The 18,574-nt window shown below is 67.5% G+C and carries 22 protein-coding genes; 12 read left to right on the top strand and 10 right to left on the bottom strand.

Annotated features, from left to right (window positions below; translation table 11 throughout):
• Positions 1-155 precede the first annotated feature (155 nt).
• Together rlmH and rsfS are read right to left on the bottom strand one after the other, a co-directional pair.
• Entirely contained in the window at positions 156-632 is a 477-nt protein-coding gene (rlmH, locus tag ACJ4V0_RS11975; RefSeq protein WP_448299808.1) for a 23S rRNA (pseudouridine(1915)-N(3))-methyltransferase RlmH, read from the bottom strand.
• A 59-nt stretch (positions 633-691) separates the two neighbouring features.
• Positions 692-1,090, bottom strand: coding sequence for a ribosome silencing factor (rsfS, locus tag ACJ4V0_RS11980; protein ID WP_448300022.1), 399 nt, complete (start codon positions 1,088-1,090; stop codon positions 692-694).
• Positions 1,091-1,280: 190 nt separating this feature from the next.
• On the opposite strand from rsfS, the gene ACJ4V0_RS11985 reads away from it, so the two are divergent.
• The 6 genes from ACJ4V0_RS11985 (at position 1,281) to ACJ4V0_RS12010 (ending at position 4,012) form a co-directional block, all read left to right on the top strand.
• Entirely contained in the window at positions 1,281-1,688 is a 408-nt protein-coding gene (locus tag ACJ4V0_RS11985; protein WP_448299809.1) for a hypothetical protein, read from the top strand.
• A gap of 107 nt (positions 1,689-1,795) precedes the next feature.
• Entirely contained in the window at positions 1,796-2,029 is a 234-nt protein-coding gene (locus tag ACJ4V0_RS11990; RefSeq protein WP_448299810.1) for a hypothetical protein, read from the top strand.
• Positions 2,030-2,154: 125 nt separating this feature from the next.
• Positions 2,155-2,526, top strand: a complete 372-nt coding sequence (locus tag ACJ4V0_RS11995; protein ID WP_448299811.1) for an ArsR/SmtB family transcription factor — start codon at positions 2,155-2,157, stop codon at positions 2,524-2,526.
• The gene (locus tag ACJ4V0_RS12000) at positions 2,523-2,939 is read left to right on the top strand and encodes a VOC family protein (RefSeq protein WP_448299812.1); all 417 of its coding nucleotides are present in this window, start codon (positions 2,523-2,525) and stop codon (positions 2,937-2,939) included. Before ACJ4V0_RS11995 ends, ACJ4V0_RS12000 begins: the two co-directional genes overlap by 4 nt.
• A gap of 24 nt (positions 2,940-2,963) precedes the next feature.
• Complete coding sequence (locus tag ACJ4V0_RS12005) at positions 2,964-3,485, top strand: SRPBCC family protein (RefSeq protein ID WP_448299813.1); 522 nt, start codon at positions 2,964-2,966, stop codon at positions 3,483-3,485.
• Positions 3,486-3,532: 47 nt separating this feature from the next.
• Positions 3,533-4,012, top strand: a complete 480-nt coding sequence (locus ACJ4V0_RS12010; protein ID WP_448299814.1) for a DUF1579 domain-containing protein — start codon at positions 3,533-3,535, stop codon at positions 4,010-4,012.
• A 4-nt stretch (positions 4,013-4,016) separates the two neighbouring features.
• On the opposite strand, the gene ACJ4V0_RS12015 is transcribed toward ACJ4V0_RS12010, so the two are convergent.
• From ACJ4V0_RS12015 to ACJ4V0_RS12030, 4 genes are all read right to left on the bottom strand, one after another.
• Complete coding sequence (locus tag ACJ4V0_RS12015; protein WP_448299815.1) at positions 4,017-5,522, bottom strand: MFS transporter; 1,506 nt, start codon at positions 5,520-5,522, stop codon at positions 4,017-4,019.
• A gap of 86 nt (positions 5,523-5,608) precedes the next feature.
• Positions 5,609-6,562: a DUF3829 domain-containing protein gene (locus ACJ4V0_RS12020; RefSeq protein WP_448299816.1), complete on the bottom strand. Its 954-nt coding sequence runs from the start codon at positions 6,560-6,562 to the stop codon at positions 5,609-5,611.
• Positions 6,563-6,673: 111 nt separating this feature from the next.
• Positions 6,674-6,868 (bottom strand): hypothetical protein, encoded by a 195-nt coding sequence (locus ACJ4V0_RS12025; RefSeq protein ID WP_448299817.1) that lies wholly within the window; start codon positions 6,866-6,868, stop codon positions 6,674-6,676.
• Between the two features lie 112 nt (positions 6,869-6,980).
• Positions 6,981-7,625 (bottom strand): class I SAM-dependent methyltransferase, encoded by a 645-nt coding sequence (locus tag ACJ4V0_RS12030; protein ID WP_448299818.1) that lies wholly within the window; start codon positions 7,623-7,625, stop codon positions 6,981-6,983.
• Positions 7,626-7,729: 104 nt separating this feature from the next.
• Here ACJ4V0_RS12030 and ACJ4V0_RS12035 point away from each other — a divergent pair, with 104 nt between their 5' ends.
• Together ACJ4V0_RS12035 and ACJ4V0_RS12040 are read left to right on the top strand one after the other, a co-directional pair.
• Positions 7,730-8,620, top strand: coding sequence for an SDR family oxidoreductase (locus tag ACJ4V0_RS12035; RefSeq protein WP_448299819.1), 891 nt, complete (start codon positions 7,730-7,732; stop codon positions 8,618-8,620).
• 163 nt (positions 8,621-8,783) lie between these two features.
• A complete protein-coding gene (locus tag ACJ4V0_RS12040; protein ID WP_448299820.1) occupies positions 8,784-8,906 on the top strand; it encodes a hypothetical protein in 123 nt (40 codons plus the stop codon).
• Positions 8,907-8,915: 9 nt separating this feature from the next.
• Here ACJ4V0_RS12040 and ACJ4V0_RS12045 read toward each other — a convergent pair whose 3' ends face one another.
• The 4 genes from ACJ4V0_RS12045 to ACJ4V0_RS12060 all read right to left on the bottom strand — a co-directional run bounded on the left by ACJ4V0_RS12045 (position 8,916) and on the right by ACJ4V0_RS12060 (position 13,248).
• A complete protein-coding gene (locus ACJ4V0_RS12045) occupies positions 8,916-9,755 on the bottom strand; it encodes a 23S rRNA (adenine(2030)-N(6))-methyltransferase RlmJ (RefSeq protein WP_448299821.1) in 840 nt (279 codons plus the stop codon).
• Between the two features lie 42 nt (positions 9,756-9,797).
• Entirely contained in the window at positions 9,798-10,727 is a 930-nt protein-coding gene (locus tag ACJ4V0_RS12050; protein WP_448299822.1) for a class I SAM-dependent DNA methyltransferase, read from the bottom strand.
• Complete coding sequence (locus ACJ4V0_RS12055; RefSeq protein WP_448299823.1) at positions 10,727-12,109, bottom strand: AmpG family muropeptide MFS transporter; 1,383 nt, start codon at positions 12,107-12,109, stop codon at positions 10,727-10,729. The genes ACJ4V0_RS12050 and ACJ4V0_RS12055 overlap by 1 nt, the downstream gene beginning before the upstream one ends.
• A 101-nt stretch (positions 12,110-12,210) precedes the next feature.
• Complete coding sequence (locus tag ACJ4V0_RS12060) at positions 12,211-13,248, bottom strand: acyltransferase family protein (protein ID WP_448299824.1); 1,038 nt, start codon at positions 13,246-13,248, stop codon at positions 12,211-12,213.
• A gap of 386 nt (positions 13,249-13,634) precedes the next feature.
• Between ACJ4V0_RS12060 and urtA the strand changes: the two genes are divergently transcribed.
• The 4 genes from urtA to urtD all read left to right on the top strand — a co-directional run bounded on the left by urtA (position 13,635) and on the right by urtD (position 18,572).
• Positions 13,635-14,879: an urea ABC transporter substrate-binding protein gene (gene urtA / locus ACJ4V0_RS12065; protein ID WP_448300023.1), complete on the top strand. Its 1,245-nt coding sequence runs from the start codon at positions 13,635-13,637 to the stop codon at positions 14,877-14,879.
• Positions 14,880-15,022: 143 nt separating this feature from the next.
• Positions 15,023-16,609 carry an urea ABC transporter permease subunit UrtB gene (gene urtB / locus ACJ4V0_RS12070; protein ID WP_448300024.1) on the top strand — a complete coding sequence of 529 codons (1,587 nt, stop codon included), beginning with the start codon at positions 15,023-15,025 and terminating at the stop codon, positions 16,607-16,609.
• Complete coding sequence (gene urtC / locus ACJ4V0_RS12075) at positions 16,609-17,751, top strand: urea ABC transporter permease subunit UrtC (protein WP_448300025.1); 1,143 nt, start codon at positions 16,609-16,611, stop codon at positions 17,749-17,751. The genes urtB and urtC overlap by 1 nt, the downstream gene beginning before the upstream one ends.
• A gap of 26 nt (positions 17,752-17,777) precedes the next feature.
• A complete protein-coding gene (gene urtD, locus ACJ4V0_RS12080; protein WP_448300026.1) occupies positions 17,778-18,572 on the top strand; it encodes an urea ABC transporter ATP-binding protein UrtD in 795 nt (264 codons plus the stop codon).
• Positions 18,573-18,574: the final 2 nt, after the last annotated feature.

Here is an 18,574-nt window from a genome sequence, read left to right on the forward strand (position 1 = left end):
TCTGGGTCCGCCAGACGACGGACGCGTGACACTCTAGTGAAGGTTTGATGACAGGTTAAGGGGGCGGCCTGCCGATTCAGAGGTCATCCCGCCTTGTCCCCACCCGGATTGTTGGCGCATCCGCACGGGGTCTGACCTTCCCCGTCACGGCAGCCTCAGGCCCGATGATAGGGATGGCCCGCGAGGATGGTGACGGCGCGGTAGAGCTGTTCCATGGCCATGACCCGCACGAGCTGGTGCGGCCAGGTCATGGCGCCGAAGGAGAGCACGAGGTCCGCCTCCGTCCGGAGCGCCGGGTCGAGCCCGTCCGGCCCGCCGATGACGAAAGTCGTCGCATCCTCGCCGGCATCCTTCCAGCCGCCGAGGAGGGCGGCGAAATCGGCGCTGCCCATGCTGCGGCCGCGCTCGTCGAGCAGCACCAGCCGCCCTGCCCGCACGCGCCGGATGGCCGCCGCCTCCTCGCCCTTGCGGGCGATGGCGTCGGCAGCGCGGCTCTCGTCGAGGGTGACCGTGTCGACCGAGCGGAAGCCAAGCCCCTTGCCGGCCTTGGCGGCGCGGTCCTGGTAGCGTGCGGCAAGCTCCGTCTCCGGACCGGCCTTGGTCCGCCCGACGGCGACGAGGATCAGTCGCATGACGTGCTCCTGCGCGCCGCCGGCGCGGTCATGCCGTCAGGCCTGCGAGGCGATCAGTCTCAGCCTGCGAGGCGATCGCCCGGGCGGGCCGCCGACCACATCTTCTCGAGATTGTAGAAGCTGCGAACCTCGGGCCGGAAGACGTGGACGATGACGTCGCCGGCATCGACCAGCACCCAGTCGCAGGCCGGCAGGCCCTCGACGCGCACCTCGCGCACGCCGGCCTCCTTGAGCGCCCTGAGCAGGTAATCCGCGAGCGCGCCGACATGGCGGTGCGAGCGCCCCGACGACACCACCATGGTGTCGGCAATGGACGTCTTGCCGGTCAGGTCGATGGCCTGGATTTCCTCGGCCTTGTTGTCCTCGAGCGTGTCGAGGACGAGTTTGAGGACGTCCGCGGAAGCGGGGCTTGCCGTCGGAGTCCCGGTGGGCGGCGCGCTGGCGGCCGGCCCCGGCAGGGTCGTGGTGGACAGGGGTCCATTCCTCTCTGCTTCGCGCCACGCAGGGCGCCACAAGGAGACACCATAGCCGAAAACGTGACGATTGGAAAACGGCGCATCAGGGCCGGGCCGAGGCACCCCCATTTCCGCCCCAATCCCCACGGACAAGTCGCTGACCCGCTTCCGCCCGGATGATCCGCCCCCTCCGATGCCCCTGAAGGTTCCCCGCTTTGCCGCCGCCTGGACGGATGCCCTCCCCCGGGCATGGCGGCGGCTGCTGCCCTTCGTCGTGGTTCTGGCAGCGCTGGCGGCGGCCCTGCCCTCGGCGCGCCCCGGCCATGACCCGCTGCGCCAGGCCGGCTGGGAGCGCCAGCACGGCGAGCCTGCCGTTCTTCGAGAGCCCGAGACGGTCCGCATCCTGCGGCGCGAGGCTCCCGACAACCGCGATCGCGGCGGTCCCGGCGGCGACGACAGCGCCGCGCGGCCCAGCGCCCCGCGCCTCGCCGCTGACCTGTCGCCGGCTGCGGCCGCACCGGTCCCTCCGGCAACGCCGGCATACGGCCGCCGCACGGTGCGGCCCGAGCCGCGCGCGCCGCCGGCCCTCTCCGCCGCCTGACGCCACCCCTTTCATCGTCATCACCCGGCCGCGACCGGAGGTGCTCCCGCATGGGAGGCCCCGTCGCCAGCGCCTGTGCGCAGCCGGGCCGCTATCCGAGACGTTCCATGTCCGACACGAGACCCTTTCCCACTCCGCGGGCATCCGCCCGTCCGCCCATCGAGATCGAGGCGCAAGCCACGGTGATCGAGGACCGCAGCCCCCCGCCGCCTCAACGCGAGGAGTTCGACGTGCTGAAGCTTGCTCCCACCCGCTACGACAAGTGGGACCGCCTCTATCGCAACGTGGTGCTGATCCTGTTCACCATCGCCATCGTGGTGGGGCTCTACTACCGCCACTGACGCGAGAGCTATGGGGCGGCGGCCGAGCCTGCCGCCCCGAGCCCGTGGCGCCGAGAAGAGCGGTTGACGCGGCCAGCGCGATCCATTACTTAACCCATAAGTTAATTAAATGACTGGTTCAACTCATGCCGCCCGATCCGCTGAGCGTCACGCTCTCCGCCCTCGCCGACCCGACGCGCCGCGCCATCCTCACGCGCCTCGCCGAGGGCGAGGCCTCGGTCACGGAACTGGCGGCGCCCTTCGCCATGAGCCTTCCCGCCGTCTCGAAGCACCTGAAGGTTCTCGAGCAGGCCGGGCTCATCAGCCGCAGCCGCGAGGCGCAGTGGCGCCCCTGCAAGCTTGAGGCTGCTCCGATGCGGGAAGCCTCGGAATGGCTGGAGCGCTACCGCGTCATGTGGGAGGCCAAGCTCGACCGCCTCGCTGACTATCTCGAGCGCACCGCCGCAGACGAAACGGCGTCCCTCACTTCACCCCCCGATGAAGGCCAAGCATCATGACCCCTCACCCCATCACACCCCATCTCAACGTCGTCGGCGGCGCCGAGGCCATCGCCTTCTACGTCGCCGCCTTCGATGCGCAGGAAATGGCCCGCATGCCGGCCCAGGACGGCAAGCGGCTGATGCATGCGGCGCTGATGATCAACGGCGGCCAGATCTTCCTGCACGACGACTTTCCGGAGATGTGCTTCCCCGGCGCGACCTTCGGCGCCCCGCCCCGCACCGGCGGCATCTCGGTGACGATGCACCTGACGGTGGACGACTGCGACGCCTGGTACGACCGCGCCATGAAGGCCGGCGCCACGACGGTGATGGCCCCGCACGACGCCTTCTGGGGCGACCGCTACGCCCAGATCGTCGACCCTTTCGGTCATTCCTGGAGCTTCGCCCACACCCCGCCCGCCAAAGGCTGAACGGACATGCGCCGGAGGACCGTGATGACCTATGCCCTTGTCGCCATTCTCGTCGTCGTGGCCGGCATCCTCGGCTTCGCCGCAACGCGGCCGGACGCCTTCCGGCTCGAGCGATCGATCCTGATTGCCGCCCCGGCCGACCGCATTCATCCGATGATCAACGACTTCCGGCGCTGGCCGAACTGGTCGCCGTGGGAGAACAAGGATCCCGGCATGGCCCGCACGCTGTCCGGCGCGGAGTCCGGCGTCGGCGCCGCCTATGCGTGGGACGGCAACAAGGACATCGGCGCCGGCCGGATGGAGATCCTCGAATCCAGCCCGGCACGGGTGGTCATCAAGCTGGACTTCCTGCGCCCCTTCGAGGCACACAACCTCGCCGAGTTCACGCTGACGCCGGAAGGTCCCGGCACGCGCGTCACCTGGGCCATGTCCGGCCCCCAGCCCTTCATCGGCAAGCTGATGGGCCTCGTCTTCAGCATCGAGCGCATGGTGGGGCCGGATTTCGAGACGGGCCTTGCCACCCTGAAGCGGCAGGCAGAAGCCTGACGCTTTAGCCCCTCTCTCCCCCCAAGACCAAGACAAGGAGTGCCTACATGTTCGGAGAACCGCAGAAGGAACACGCCTGGCTGAACCGCTTCATCGGCACCTGGGAGTATGAGCATGAGTGCTCCGTTCCCGACCAGCCGCCGGAGAAACTCAAGGGCCGGCAGACCTTCACCTCCCTCGGCGGCTTCTGGATCGTCGGTGACGGGCGCGGCCAGATGCCCGGCGGCGGCGAGGCACGCATGCTGCTGACCATCGGCTTCGACCCGGCCAGGGGCCGCTATGTCGGCACCTGGGTGGGTTCGATGATGCCGAACCTGTGGGTCTATGACGGCACCCTCGACGAGGCCGGCCGCACCCTCACCCTGCAGGCCGACGGCCCTTCGTTCAGCGGCGACGGCACGACAGCCACCTACCAGGATATCGTCGAGGTGAAGAACGACGATCTCTACGAGTTCCGCTCGCAGGTCCGCCAGCCCGACGGCAGCTGGCACGTCTTCATGCGGGCCGACTACCGCCGGGTGAAGTGACGCCTCACACGCGCTTGCGGAACATCAGGATCACCGCGACGGGCACGACGAAACCGATGACCGTCGCGGTGATCAGAAGACCACCGAGTTCGCCGTAATTGCCGCGGCCGATCGTGAAGATGTGATTGAGGTACTTGGTTTGAAGCTGGCCGGCGACGAGCGCGAGGTTCATCAGCGAGGCCATCAGCGCGAACCACGTCGCCCGCCGTCCCTCCGGCGCGTAATAGGCGATGAGTGTCAGAAGCGGGATCATCGACAGCTGCGCGAAGGGAGACGACGTCGCCGCATCCACCACGGCGATGGTGCGGGCGCCGAAGCCGAAGGTCGCCTGCGTCCAGTCCGCGAGCCCGTAGAACAGGCCGATGTTCGGCAGCGACAGGATGGTGCCGGCGACCGCGATCCAGAACAGCACAGCCGTGACCGAATATTCCGTGAGCTGCTTGGAGAACAGCCACATGGCGGCGATGGCGATGACCGCGCCGGTCTGGCGCAGGATGCCATAGAAGGCCTCGTCGAACTTCAGGACGTCGAGCGACCACCAGAAATAGCCGTCGCCGACGCCGGGCGTCGCCCGGAAGGCGAAGATGATGATCGAGGCGAAGATGATGGAGCTGCGCGTCTTGGGATCGATGTCGCGGGTGACGAGGTGGAGCATGGTCAGGACGACGGCCATCGACCCGACGAAGACGATCTCCTGGGCATAGGGAACACCGCCGAGCGCCACCGCGACGACAAAGCTGCCGAATGCGATGCCGCCGCCGAGAATGCGCCAGTCGAGAGGACGGCGCTCGGCCTTTTCCGTCCGTGCGAGCATCACGCCGGTGATGGAGATGAGCGGAATGACGAGGCCGCAGAGGAAGACCTGCTCGCGGGTGAGGTGCTTGGCGAGCCACCCCGACAGTCCTGCCACCGACAGGATGCCGATGCCGAGCGCGAGACGCCCGAGCAACTGCACCATGCCGAGGTCGGCGCGGATCTCGGCATCAGGCCGTGGATTGCCCGCTGCATCGACGCGGTCGACGACCTCCGACGACATGGCGTCTGCGACGACGTCCTGGATCACCGCACCGAGAACGATGAGGAGCGCCCCGAGCACGAAGGCCTGGTCAGGACGCAGGGCGGCCAGCCAGCCGCCGGCAGACCCGGCAAGCGTGACAAGGCCAAGCGCCACCAGACCTGCGCCCACCAGCACATAGACGCGACGCTGCGAGCCGAAGAGCGGCACGGAGTCGACCAGTTGGCCGAAGACCATCTTGATGGTCCAGGGCAGGCTCAGCCACACGCCGATCCCGGCAAGCTCCGCCGGTGACAGGCTGAGGCTCTCCTTCACCCACATGTCGCGCGCGACGTCGATGATGCCGAGCGCGCCATAGGCGAAATAGACCATCAGCAGCGGCCAGTAGGCCTGCCGGATCGCCCGCACCGGACGGGCGACGTTGTCGTGCCAGATCGACGCGAGACGTGCGGAAAGGCCTGTGGGAGCGACCGGATCGCCAGCGCCGGTGGTCATCAGCTTCACGCTCTCACGACATCGCTCTGCGGCATGCTCCTGTCTGTCACCGGGCGGGCCCGGGCGTCAATGGTTCCGCAGGGGCGTCAGCCCATGTTGCGCAATACAGCGTCGGCGAAGGTCAGCAGCCCCTGGAACGGCACATCGACGTCGGCGATCTCCGGCGCCCAGCGCTTCGGCTCGGCCGGAAAGGCCGCGATGCGGGCGCGGGCCTGCCGCATGGCGGTGAGGTAGTTGCGCGCCGAACGCTCGAACCCGATCATCGCCTGCGGGCGGGCCGCGCCGAAGGCCTCCGTCTCGACGACGATGGGCTCGTAGGCCGCGAGCGCCGCATCCAGCCGGCCGAGATCGATGACCCCGCCGGCGCGTGGGAACACGGTCATGACCTTGCGGGCCTCGACCGTCGCGCGCCGGACGTGCCAGCGCCCGTCACGACCCGCGCTGCGCTCGAAGGCGGCCAGTTCGGCGAGTTCCACCACTTCCCGTACGGGTTCGAGCTTCGCGGTGGCGTCCTGGCAGGCGGCGATAAATGCCGGCACGGCCTTGCGCAGGCGCGCGTGGAAGTCGCGCGCCTTCTCGCCTCCATCCTGCTTGTGCTGGCCGGAGGCGTAGTAGGCGGCCGCCTCCGTCACCAGCCGAGCCATGTCGCCATGCAGGCGGATGACGGTCTCCATCGCCGGATCGCATTCGGCGAGCACGGGTGCACGCCCCGCCTCGGCCTGAGCCGCCGCCAGTTCCCGCGTCAGATCGCGCGGAGCATGCAGCCCGTTGATGCTGGTCTCCTGTCCGGTGGGACCGCGCTCCGGATTCACGAGGCGCGAGTAGCGCTGCCACATCGTCCGCATCTGCCCGGCGAGCGCGAGCAGGTCGGCATAGGCACCGACCTTGGCGCGCGCCCGCGCCAGATCCGCGCCGATCGCGGGGGCGCCGACCGCGCGCGCCGATGGAAGCGCCACGAAGGGGAGCCCCGCAAAGGCGAGCGCGATGCTGCGGCGGGAGAGCTGGGAGGACGAGAGCGAGCGGGACGGGGCAAAGCGCATGGCGGATCTCTTGGGAAAGGGAGCGTGTCAGCCCCCTCTCTCGCCCGCTGCCGTTTCGTGCCGGCGATCCCCGGCACGGCACGGTGTTTCAGTTGCTTCCGGACCGCAGCCTCACGCGATGTGGCAGGGTGTGCCCTTCGCGGCCGTGGCGCAGGCCATGGCCCCGAGCGTTTCGGCGATGCGCTCCTCACCGGCCTTGACGGAGGCAACCGGCCATTCCGCGAGGACCTGATCGGCGCGCCGGAACACCACCTTGAAGGGACGGGCTTCGAAAGCGCTCGGGCGAACTTCCGCTGTCAGCTTCATCGTGGCCTCCCTGGTTGACGCTGGACAGACTACAGATGGAAGCGGCGACACTATGGCGCATCCCCGCAATTTTCGTGGAATGATCAAACATTTGCGAGCAGTCGGCTAAGTGTCAGCGCATCCGCCAGACGCCGGTTCGCTTGATCTCGAGGTCCTCTAGCTCCCGCGTCACCGGCACCTCGTATTCGGCCAGCCGGACGAGGCGGTCCCGGGGCAGATAGGTGCGGCCGGGGTCGCCGATGAGCACGCTGCGGCCCGAGGCGGCAATCGGACCGAGCCAGGCGATCATCGCCTCCGTCATGGACTTCTCGTAGCAGATGTCCCCGGCCAGGATCACGTCCCAGCCGTCGTCCCCGCCGGTCGGGTCCCGCGTCTCGGCAGCCACCACCACGCCGTTCGCCGCGGCATTGAGGCCGACGGCAGCCTCGCAGAAGGCGTCGATGTCCACCGCCGTCACCTGGGCGGCGCCCGCCTTGGCAGCGGCGATGGCGACGAGCCCCGATCCCGTCGCCACATCGAGGACGCACCGCCCCTGCACCATCTCGGGATGGTCGAGCACGTAGCGGGCGAGCGCCTGCCCGCCTGCCCAGGCAAACGCCCAGAAAGGCGGCGGCAGGCCAATCTCGCCCAGTTCCTCCTCGGTCTTCTGCCACAGGGCCGTCGCTTCGTCGGCGAGATGCAGGACGATCTCCGGCGCGTGCGGGACGGCCATGAGCCGCGTGTTCGCGGTGATGAAGGCGGCGCGGTCGAGGATCATGGGGACTGGCAGCCTTCGGCGATTTCCGGGATTGTCAGCGACCACAGCCGCCGCACGGCGGCAAGCCCCGACCGGCGCCCGCCCGCGAGATCAACGAGCTTTCCATGGCCCATCTCCTCATTGTCGGCCTCGGCTATTCCTCGCGCGCGGTCGTGCGCGCCGCGGGCGCCCGCTACTCTCGCATCATCGCCACCGTCCGATCGGCGGAGCGCGCGGCGATGCTGAGCGCCTCCCTGGTCGAGGGGCAGGCTGTGAGCGTGATCCCTTTTGACGGTTCGTATGCATTGCCGCCGCTCGCCGAGGCCATCGCGGATACCGATGACATCCTCGTCTCTGCGCCGCCGGGCGAGAATGGCGATCCCGCGCTGACCGCCTGTGTCGATGCGCTCGCCGGCCATCCGCCGAAAACCGTGGTCTATCTCTCGACCGTCGGCGTCTATGGCGACCATGGCGGCGGATGGGTCGACGAGACGACAGAGCCGAAGCCGGTCAGTCCGCGCAGCGTCGAGAGGCTCGCGGCGGAGCGCGCCTGGCAGGTCTTCGGGCGAGCGCATGGCGTGCCGGTCGCCATCCTGCGCCTCTCGGGCATCTACGGTCCCGGCCAGAACGCGCTGGTCAACATGGCCCGTGGCACCGCGCGGCGCATCATCAAGCCGGGGCAGGTCTTCAACCGCATCCATGTCGACGATATTGCGCAGGCCGTGCTCGCCTGCTTTGCGCATCGCTACGACGGCATCCTCAACGTGACGGACGATGAACCCTCGCCACCGCAGGACGTCGTCGCCTATGCCGCCGAGTTGCTCGGCCTGCCCGTGCCGCCCGACATCCCCTTCGAGGAGAGCGGCCTCTCGCCCATGGGCCGCAGTTTCTATGGCGAATGCAAAAGGGTGAGCAATAAAAAGCTGAAAGCTGAACTCTCCGTTAATCTCTTGCATCCAAATTTCACAGTGGCGCTCCGGGCATTGGCCGCCGGGGGCGACGGCCGGCAGCGCTGAGGACTTCCGTAGAGTCATTCTGTTGTTGCAATGCAGCACAACGAAAGCAGTATTGCTGCGACGCACAAATCACGGAACCATACCCCAGTCGTTAGCCGCCCACTGATCCCCGACGGCCGGTGCCGCGGATGACGACCGTCACCCGAGCCTTCAGGGGTATGTCATGATGATCGACATCGGCATTGCAGACCTGGCCATCATCCTCATCGGCCTTGGCGTCGGCGCGGCACTCGCGCTCTTCGTCGTCGACACCGCGAAGCAGATGGACCTGCGCACCGACCCGTAAGGGCCGGGATCAGGACGCGTCGCCGGACAGAAGAAGCCGGCCCGCGGGAACGTTCAGGGCGTTCCACAACAACTGACCGGCCGCGCGGATATGGGGCGCGAGCGGGTAGGGGGCATTGACGGTCACCAGACCGGCTCCCGACAGGCGCTGCCCGTCCACGACGCGCCAGGTCGCCTCGATGGTGAGGCATTTCGGAATCGCGAGTTCGGCGATCATCCGGTGGAACCGCTTCACCTCCACGGGGTCCTTGACCGGATACCAGAGCACGAAGACCCCCGTCGCAAACCGCCGCACGCCGCTCGCCAGCGCCTCCGCCAGGCGATCGTAGTCGCCGCGCCGCTCGAAGGGCGGATCGATCAGCACGAGACCGCGCTTCTCCTTCGGCGGCAGGAAGGCCTTGGGCGCCAGCCAGCCGTCGATCTCGATGACCTTGGCGCGCTTCTCCGGTGCATAGAGGGCCGCAAGGGTCCGGAAATCCTCCGGATGCAACTCGCAGAAGGTCAGCCCGTCGATGGGGCGGGTCATCAGCCGCGCGATTTCGGGACTGCCGGGATAGTGGGTAAGCCGCCCGTTTGGATTGAGCCGCGCCACCACGTCAAGATAGGGATCGAGAAAGGCGGCGAGCGGTTCGGGCAGGTCCTTGCCCCACAGGCGGCCGATGCCCTCCACCCATTCGCCGGTTCGCTCGGCCGGATCGGAGGTGAGATCATAGCGGCCGATGCCGGCATGGGTGTCGACGACGCGCAGCGGAGTCTCCTTCTGCGTCATGTGCGCGAGAATGAAGGCGAGCACCGCATGCTTGATGACGTCGGCCGGATTTCCGGCGTGGAAGGCGTGGCGATAGTTCATGGGCGCTAGGCTGTGACGGGCATTGCCACCGCGGTCAACGATTCATCCTTTCGCTGCGACGACGGCCCAGCCGGGAACCGGCCGCCCGGCCTCGCTTCGGATCGCTGCGGGCTCGAAGACGATCGGCGCCAGACCACCCGCCGCCAGCGCCGCGCGCACTGTCGCCTCCGCATGGGCATAGCGCAGCGCCGGGCCGAGGATCACGCCCTCCCCGACGTGGGTCTCGACGGTGAAGGCACTCAAGCCCGAGGACGAGAGGACGCGGCCGATGTCACCCATGATCGGCGCGAGATCGGCGCAGTAGATGAAGACGTCGGCCGCCATCACGAGATCCGCCGAGCCATTCTCCCGGCCGGCGACGAAAAAGCTGAGCTCGCCGACGGACAGGGTGCGATAGACCCCCTTGCGGCGGGCCTGCTCTACCATGCGCGTCGACAGGTCGACGCCGTCGATCTGGCCGGCCAACGGTGCGAAAACCTCGCCAGCCAGGCCGGTGCCGCAGCCGAGATCGAGCATGCGGTCGAAATGCAGGTCGCGGCCGGAAGCGATGCAGGCGCGCGTCACGGCATCGCGCAGCATCTCAGGTCCCCGATAGGTCAGTCCGTCCCGCAACGAACGCTCGAAACGCGGCGCATAGTCATCGTAGAGGGCCGTGACATAGCCGGTCGACATGGCGGAACCTGCAGCGCCCACACCGAGTCGCGCCAGTTTCAACCCGGCCCCCATCGCATCGCCGGGGTCGCAGGCGACGGCTTGCCGGAAGGCCGCAGCCGCAGCCTCCGTCGCGCCGCGCGCCTGCTCCGTCTCGCCGAGCGCGAACCAGCCCGCCGCCCATCGCGGCGCTATTTCCAGTGCCTGCGTCAGAAGATCGGCAGCCGCGGCCAGATCTCCGTCCGCCCTGGCTGCGATGGCGTAGTCGTAGCGCCGGTCGGCCAGGAAATCGCCCGAGGACCGGAAGGCGGGTGGCAGCATCAGTCATCGGCCGAGAGCTTGCCCCTCGGACGCGCCAGCGCCTCGAAATGCCCGCGGCTTTGCAGCCACCATAGGAGGATCAGGCTGGGGATGGCGGTGAGGCAGGACAGGACGAAGAACCAGAACCAGCCGGTCTGCGCGGCGACGAAGCCGGCCGGTGCCGAGATGTAGGTGCGCCCTACCGCCGAGAGCGCCGAGAGCAGCGCATATTGCGTCGCCGTGTGCAGGGGCGACTGGCACAGCGCCGACAGGTAGGCGACGAAGATCACCGTGCCGATGGCGCCGGTGAAGTTCTCCGCGACGATGACGAAGGCGAGCATACCGTAGCTCGCGGGCATCACCGCCTGCAGGGCGAAGACGAGGTTCGAGCCCATCTGGAGAAGGGCGGCGAGCCACATGCTGGTGCGAAGGTCGAGGCCGCGCGCCACGAAGCCGCCGGCGAAGCCGCCGGCCAGCGTCGCTGCAAGGCCGAGGCCTTTCACGATCGCCGCATACTCCTCCCGGGTGTAGCCCATGCCGCGGATGACAAAGGGCCCCGTCATGGCGCCGACGAAGGCGTCGCAGAGCTTGAACAGGATGACGAAGGCGAGGATGGCGATGGCCGCGTCCCGCGTCAGAAATTCCGAGAAGGCGCCGAGAGCCGCTTTCCACACCCGCGCCAGTTGGTTCTCCCCGGCGAGGACTTTCGCCGCCTCCGCCGAGCGGGCCGGCTCGCGCGCCACCAGCGTCGTCACCATGCCGACGGCGACGAAGCCCGCCATCACCACATAGCCAAGGGTCCAGGCGGTCGCCTTGTCGAAGCCCTGGACCTTCTCGAAGAAGGAGACAATGAAGAGCGCCCCGGCGGTGGAGACCAGCATGCCTATGCGGTAGGCGGCGACATAGGCGCCAACGCCGGCCGCCTGTTCCGACACGTCCAGCTTTTCGACCCGGTAGGTATCGATGACGATGTCCTGCGTCGCCGAGGCGAGCGCCACCAGCACCGCGCCCAGCGCGATCATGAAGGGCGAGACGTCGGGGTTCTGGAAGCCAAGGAAGACGATGGCCGCCATTAGCATAATCTGGCTGAAGATCAGCCAGCCGCGGCGGCGTCCGAACAGGCGGCACAGGATGGGGATGTCGAGCGCGTCGACAACCGGCGCCCAGAGGAACTTGATCGTGTAGGGGGTTCCCACCAGCGCGAAGAGGCCGATGGTGGAGAGGTTCACCGAACTCTCGGCCATCCAGACCAGCAGCGTCGAGCCGGACAGCGCCAGCGGCAGGCCGGCCGAGAAGCCGAGGAACAGCACCACGAGCACATCGCGCCGGAAATAGACCGAAGCCGCCTCGCGCCAGCTTCGCCGCTCCGGCGCCGGATCGATGGCGGCCTGACCCGTGCTCATGTCGCCCTCCGCGTCCGTGCCATCCTGGCAGGTGACGCGATCATGGTTAACGAAGGCTCAATGCCAAGCCCTGCCGCGGCCGTCCCGGCCCCTCCACGCAGCTATTTGATGTAGCGGGCGAGCGGCGGGGCGATGCGCTCGACCACGAGACGGATCAGCACCGGCAGGAACAGGCCGGCGAGCGTCAGGACGATGAAATAGACGTAGAAGGCATTGCCGTCCCATTTCACCACGAGAAAGCCGAAGCCCTTCACCAGCCCGATGCAGATCGTGTTGAAAAGATAGATCGCCATGGTGTAGCGGCCGAAGAACAGGAAAACCGGGTCATTGGCCTCGGCGAGCTTCGTGGCGGCAAAGTGCAGGGCCGGGATCGAGGCCAGCGCCACGGCGAGGCCCGTCAGCGGATCGGCGAGCCATTGCGCGGCGATGAGCAGCGCGGCGAAGGCCACGACGATCAGCCAGCCGAAGCGGTCCAGCATCTCGCCCATCACCTCGCGCCGCTGGCCGACCCAGACGCCGATGAAGAAGAAGGCGGCGTGCCGCAGAACCCGGTCGGCATAGAAAAGGCTCTCCACCTGCACCTGCGTCAGCACCAGGCCGACAGCGATGAGAATCGGCAGCAGGCGCGGAAGCGGCACGACCACGAAGCGGAAGAGCAGCGAATAGACGAAGGCCGCGTAGAGATACCAGACCGAGGTGGCGGGGCTCCGCATTGTATGCACGAAGAGGCCGTCGAGGTAGGCGCCGAGGCTCTCCTGCGTGTTGTCGACGTGGACGATCTGCGAAAACACCATCTTGCCGGCGATGATGATCAGGCCGAAGGCGAAGAAGGGAACCAGCAACCGGTCCACCCTGCGGGCGATGAAGCGGCCCGCGCCTTCGCGCCTGTCGAAGCCGGCATAGCCCAGCACATAGCCGCTCAGATACATGAAGAACGGCATGTGGAAGAGATAGATGGCCGTCTTCAGGTGCTGGTACCAGTCATGGCCCACCGGCGCCTGCTGCGAGACGACATGGCCGACAACGACGAGGACGATGCCGATGCCCTTGGCCGTGTCGATGTCGAGGAGCCGTGCGCGCTCCGAGGCCGGGGGCGCGGCGGCGGGTCGTCCGGCGGCGGCGATGGCGGGCGTCTCCATAGCGTCGGTCCGTTCAGGGCCGGGGCACTGCGCCCCGCCATGATGGTAGCGGCGGACCCTTAGCAAAGGCTTGGCTTCCTCTCCTCGCACCTGACATCCATTGCCGCTTTTTTGGGCGACGCCATCTGCCTCTTTTCTGGGCGTATTGCATGGCGGGTCTGATGGGCAAAAGGCGATCTATCCTGCCGTTGGGGCAGGACAAAGGATGATTCAAGAACGGACTCAAAGGATTGCGAGAAAATTTCGGTGCTGGCACGCGCGTTGCGAAGCGAGAGCGGCCATCGGGCAATGGTCTGGCTGCCGAGGTCCGAGGCGAACACCAGTAACGGGAACCCTCCATGTTGAACCTCAAATCAAAAGTGCTCGGCCTGTTCGCCGGCGCCGCTATGGCAGCCGGTGTTCTGGCCGCGCCAGCACAGGCGCAGGAGACGATCAAGGTCGGCATCCTGCATTCGCTCTCCGGGACCATGGCCATCAGCGAGACGACGCTGAAGGACGTGATGCTCATGCTCATCGAGGAGCAGAACAAGCGCGGCGGCCTGCTCGGCAAGAAGCTGGAGCCCGTCGTGGTCGACCCGGCATCGAACTGGCCGCTCTTCGCCGAGAAGGCCCGCGAACTGATCGCCCAGCACAAGGTCGCCGTGACCTTCGGCTGCTGGACCTCGGTGTCGCGCAAGTCGGTCCTGCCGGTCTTCGAGGAGCTGAATTCGATCCTGTTCTATCCCGTGCAGTACGAGGGCGAGGAATCCTCGCCGAACATCTTCTACACCGGCGCCGCCCCGAACCAGCAGGCCATTCCCGCCATCGACTATCTCCTCGCAGAGGGCGTGAAGCGCTTCGTGCTGGAAGGCACCGACTACGTCTATCCGCGCACCACCAACAAGATCCTCGAGGCCTATCTGCTCTCCAGGGGCATCAAGGCGGAGGACATCTCGGTCAACTACACGCCTTTCGGCCACGCGGACTGGCAGACGCGCGTCGCCGCCATCAAGCGCTTCGGCTCGACCGGCGTTAAGACGGCCGTGGTCTCCACCGTCAACGGCGACGCCAACGTTCCCTTCTACAAGGAACTCGGTAACCAGGGCGTGAAGGCCACCGACATTCCGGTCGTTGCCTTCTCGGTCGGCGAGGAAGAACTCGCCGGCATCGACACCAAGCCGCTGGTCGGCCACCTCGCCGCCTGGAACTACTTCCAGTCGGTCGACAACCCGGCCAACCGCGACTTCATCGCCCGCTGGCGCGCCTTCAAGAAGAACGAGCGTGCCGTCACCAACGATCCGATGGAGGCTCATGTCATCGGCTTCGCCATGTGGGTGAAGGCCGTCGAGGCCGCCGGCACGACCGATCCGACCAAGGTCCGCCAAGCCATGATCGGCATCGCCGTGCCGAACCTGACGGGCGGCTACTCGACCATGATGCCGAACCACCACATCACCAAGCCGGTGCTGATCGGCGAGATCCAGGACAACGGCCAGATCTCGACCGTCTGGCAGACCCCCGGCACCGTGGTGGCCCAGGAATGGTCGCCGCATCTGGAAGGCTCGCGCGATCTCATCGCCGACCATCGCGCACCGATGAACTGCGGCAACTTCAACGTCCGCACGGGCAAGTGCGGCGGCGCCCAGCGCTAGCCGGCGCCTGACACGCAGGAGGCGCGCCGACAGCCGGCGCGCCTCACCCTTCCCCCAGCAGCGCTTCGGAACGAGGACAGAGCTTGACCGCCGCATCCATGGCCGACCGGAGCATCAGGACCTCGGGCGACTGCGCAAAGCGCATGGCGTCCGCCCTTCTCCTGGCCGTTCTATCGCTTCTTCTCCTCGCGTTTCCCGCCAGGGCGCAGGACGCATCGCCCCTCATCCAGCGCTTTGCCACCGAGACCTTCAACGACATTGCTGGCGCGGTGAACGGTCTCGCGACATCCGGCTCCCCGCGGGCCGCGCCCGTCATCGAGGCTCTGCGCGACAGCCGGCTCGTCTATCGCCCCGCCGACCGCACGGTCTTCATCCGCCGCCCCGACGGTTCGTTCGTCTCGGCCGTCACCGGCGATCCGGTCGCAGAAGTCGGCACGACTCGCCCGGTGCGCCTCAACAACAATGTCCGGCGCGCCATCGAGGCCGCCGTCGGCGCGCTCTCCCTTCTCCACCCCGATGCGTCCCGCCGCATCAGCGCCGCCGAGGCCGTCTTCAAGTCGCGTGACGGCACCGCACTGCCCGCCCTGGAGGCCGCCATCGGCCAGGAGCGCGATCCCCGCATCCGGAAGCTGATGGAGGAGGCGCGCGCCGCCATCCTGGTCGCCAATCCGCAGGCCGCAGAGGCTGACCGCATCGCCGCCATCGGCATCATCCAGCGACGCGGCGACCAGGATGCGCTCGCCATGCTGGGATCGCTGCCGGCGGACGCGCCCGCGCGGGTGCGCGAGGCCGCCGAAAGCGCCGCCGTCGGCATCCGTAGGACTCTTGCGGTCTGGGAGGCCGGGCAGAACGTCTGGTACGGCCTCTCGCTCGGCTCGGTGCTGCTGCTCGCCGCCATCGGCCTTGCCATCACCTTCGGCGTCATGGGCGTCATCAACATGGCCCACGGCGAGATGGTGATGATCGGCGCCTACACGACCTTCGTCGTGCAGCAGGCGATCCGCTCCGTCGCGCCGGGACTGATGGACGCCTCGCTCTTCATCGCCCTGCCCATGGCCTTCCTCGTTGCCGGCGCCATCGGCGTCGCCATCGAACGGCTCATCATTCGCCACCTCTACGGCCGCGCCCTCGAGACGCTGCTCGCCACCTGGGGCGTCAGCCTCGTGCTGCAGCAGGCGGTCCGCTCCTGGTTCGGACCGACCAACCGCGAGGTGACGACGCCGTCCTGGATGTCGGGCTCCTTCGAGATCGGGCATCTCGCGATCACCGCCAACCGCCTCGCCATCATCGTCTTTGCGGCGCTCGTCTTCGCCGCGCTGCTCCTGTTCCTGAAGCGCACGCCCTTCGGCCTGCAGACCCGCGCCGTCACGCAGAACCGCCGCATGGCGGGCGCCATGGGCATCCGCACCAACTGGGTCGATGCCTTCACCTTCGGCCTCGGCTCGGGGATCGCGGGCCTTGCCGGCGTGGCGCTCAGCCAGATCGATAACGTCTCGCCAAACCTCGGGCAGGGCTACATCATCGACTCATTCATGGTCGTGGTCTTCGGCGGGGTCGGCAATCTCTGGGGAACGCTGGTCGGCGCCATGACGCTCGGCATCGCCAACAAGTTTCTCGAACCCTATGCCGGCGCGGTGCTGGGCAAGATTCTGCTTCTCGTCTTCATCATCCTGTTCATCCAGAAGCGTCCCCGGGGCCTCTTCGCCCTCAAGGGCCGGGCGGTGGAATGATGCTCACCCGGTTCCTCTTCGAGAAGATCGACCGCGCCGGCTGGATCTTCCTCGTCCTGCTCGGTATCGCCGCCGTGCTGGTGCCGGTGCTGAATCTCGCCGTGCCGCCGGGCTCGATGTTCCATGTGTCGAACACGGCGGTCGGCCTGTGGGGCAAGTACATGACCTATGCCCTGCTGGCGCTCGCGGTCGATCTCGTCTGGGGCTACTGCGGCATCCTCTCGCTCGGCCACGGCGCCTTCTTCGCGCTCGGCGGCTACGCCATGGGCATGTACCTGATGCGGCAGATCGGGCCGCGCGGCGTCTATTCGCATCCGACCCTCCCCGACTTCATGGTCTTCCTGAACTGGAAGGAATTGCCCTTCACCTGGTGGGGATTCTCGTCCTTTCCCTACGCCATGCTGATGGTGGCGCTGGTGCCGGGCCTGCTCGCCTTCGTCTTCGGTTGGTTCGCCTTCCGCTCGCGCGTTACCGGAGTCTATCTCTCCATCATCACCCAGGCGCTGACCTACGCGCTGATGCTCGCCTTCTTCCGCAACGATATGGGCTTCGGCGGCAACAACGGCCTGACCGACTTCAAGGACATCCTCGGCTTCAACATCCAGAGCCAGGTGACCCGCGCGGTGCTGTTCTCGCTGTCGGTGCTGGCCCTGATGACGGGCTATCTCGTCGCCCGCGCCATCGTCACCTCGAAGGCCGGCAAGATTCTCATCGCCATCCGCGACGCCGAGGCGCGCACCCGCTTCCTCGGCTACCGGGTGGAGAACTTCAAGCTCTTCGTCTGGACCGTTTCGGCCATCATGGCCGGCATTGCGGGAGCCCTTTACGTGCCGCAGGTCGGCATCATCAACCCCAGCGAATTCTCGCCCGCCAACTCCATCGAGACCATCGTCTGGGTCGCCGTCGGTGGCCGCGGGACGCTGGTCGGAGCGGCCCTCGGCGCGGGCCTCGTCAATTTCGCCAAGAGCTGGTTCACCGGCGCCTTCCCGCAGGGCTGGCTCTTCGCCCTCGGTGGCCTGTTCATCTTCGTCACGCTGTTCCTGCCGAAGGGCATCGTCGGCACCTTCACCGAATGGTGGCGGTCGCGCCGGCGGACGCCGGAACCGCCTGCGCCGGCGGCCGCGCAGCAGCCGGCGGAGTAAGGATGGGACTGATGCTGATCGACCCTATGGAAACCCAGCTGCCCGCCGAACCGGTGCAGGCCATCGAACGGCCGCAGGTCGTCACCCAGTCGCTGCTCTATCTCGACGGCGTCTCGGTGAGCTTCGACGGCTTCCGCGCCATCAACAACCTGTCGCTGATCATCGCGCCGGGCGAGATGCGCGCCATCATCGGCCCGAACGGCGCCGGCAAGACCACGATGATGGACATCATCACCGGCAAGACGAAACCCGACATCGGCGACGTCATCTTCGACGGCAGCATCGACCTGACGCAGCTCGACGAGACGGCCATCGCCAATCTCGGCATCGGTCGCAAGTTCCAGAAGCCGACCGTCTTCGAGATGCACACGGTCGAGGACAACATCGAGATGGCGGTGAAGGCCGACCGGACCGTCTTCGGCACGCTGTTCTCCCGCCATTCCGCCGAGATCTGGCGGCGGGTCGACGAACTCCTCGGCATCGTCAGGCTGGGAGATGACAGGAAGCGCCTCGCCGGCGACCTGTCCCACGGCCAGAAGCAGTGGCTGGAGATCGGCATGCTTCTGGCGCAGGACCCCAAGCTTCTCCTCGTCGACGAGCCGGCGGCCGGCATGACCGATGTCGAGACGGCGGCCACCGCAGACCTCCTCAGGGAGATCGCGACGACGCATTCCGTCGTCGTGGTTGAGCACGACATGGGCTTCATCCGCGACCTCGGCGTCAAGGTCACCTGCCTGCACGAGGGATCGGTGCTGGCCGAGGGAACGCTCGACCAGGTGAGTTCCGACGAGCGCGTCATCGAAGTCTATCTGGGACGCTGAGC

The sequence above is a fragment of the Phreatobacter aquiterrae genome, from assembly GCF_053471285.1.

Coding starts and splice junctions, on each gene's coding strand:
- rlmH (WP_448299808.1), bottom strand. CDS start 632: ATGCGACTGATCCTCGTCGCCGTCGGGCGGACCAAGGCCGGTCCGGAG.
- ACJ4V0_RS11985 (WP_448299809.1), top strand. CDS start 1,281: ATGCCCCTGAAGGTTCCCCGCTTTGCCGCCGCCTGGACGGATGCCCTC.
- ACJ4V0_RS11990 (WP_448299810.1), top strand. CDS start 1,796: ATGTCCGACACGAGACCCTTTCCCACTCCGCGGGCATCCGCCCGTCCG.
- ACJ4V0_RS11995 (WP_448299811.1), top strand. CDS start 2,155: ATGCCGCCCGATCCGCTGAGCGTCACGCTCTCCGCCCTCGCCGACCCG.
- ACJ4V0_RS12000 (WP_448299812.1), top strand. CDS start 2,523: ATGACCCCTCACCCCATCACACCCCATCTCAACGTCGTCGGCGGCGCC.
- ACJ4V0_RS12005 (WP_448299813.1), top strand. CDS start 2,964: ATGACCTATGCCCTTGTCGCCATTCTCGTCGTCGTGGCCGGCATCCTC.
- ACJ4V0_RS12010 (WP_448299814.1), top strand. CDS start 3,533: ATGTTCGGAGAACCGCAGAAGGAACACGCCTGGCTGAACCGCTTCATC.
- ACJ4V0_RS12015 (WP_448299815.1), bottom strand. CDS start 5,522: ATGACCACCGGCGCTGGCGATCCGGTCGCTCCCACAGGCCTTTCCGCA.
- ACJ4V0_RS12020 (WP_448299816.1), bottom strand. CDS start 6,562: ATGCGCTTTGCCCCGTCCCGCTCGCTCTCGTCCTCCCAGCTCTCCCGC.
- ACJ4V0_RS12025 (WP_448299817.1), bottom strand. CDS start 6,868: ATGAAGCTGACAGCGGAAGTTCGCCCGAGCGCTTTCGAAGCCCGTCCC.
- ACJ4V0_RS12030 (WP_448299818.1), bottom strand. CDS start 7,625: ATGATCCTCGACCGCGCCGCCTTCATCACCGCGAACACGCGGCTCATG.
- ACJ4V0_RS12035 (WP_448299819.1), top strand. CDS start 7,730: ATGGCCCATCTCCTCATTGTCGGCCTCGGCTATTCCTCGCGCGCGGTC.
- ACJ4V0_RS12040 (WP_448299820.1), top strand. CDS start 8,784: ATGATGATCGACATCGGCATTGCAGACCTGGCCATCATCCTCATCGGC.
- ACJ4V0_RS12045 (WP_448299821.1), bottom strand. CDS start 9,755: ATGAACTATCGCCACGCCTTCCACGCCGGAAATCCGGCCGACGTCATC.
- ACJ4V0_RS12050 (WP_448299822.1), bottom strand. CDS start 10,727: ATGCTGCCACCCGCCTTCCGGTCCTCGGGCGATTTCCTGGCCGACCGG.
- ACJ4V0_RS12055 (WP_448299823.1), bottom strand. CDS start 12,109: ATGAGCACGGGTCAGGCCGCCATCGATCCGGCGCCGGAGCGGCGAAGC.
- ACJ4V0_RS12060 (WP_448299824.1), bottom strand. CDS start 13,248: ATGGAGACGCCCGCCATCGCCGCCGCCGGACGACCCGCCGCCGCGCCC.
- urtA (WP_448300023.1), top strand. CDS start 13,635: ATGGCAGCCGGTGTTCTGGCCGCGCCAGCACAGGCGCAGGAGACGATC.
- urtB (WP_448300024.1), top strand. CDS start 15,023: ATGGCGTCCGCCCTTCTCCTGGCCGTTCTATCGCTTCTTCTCCTCGCG.
- urtC (WP_448300025.1), top strand. CDS start 16,609: ATGCTCACCCGGTTCCTCTTCGAGAAGATCGACCGCGCCGGCTGGATC.
- urtD (WP_448300026.1), top strand. CDS start 17,778: ATGGAAACCCAGCTGCCCGCCGAACCGGTGCAGGCCATCGAACGGCCG.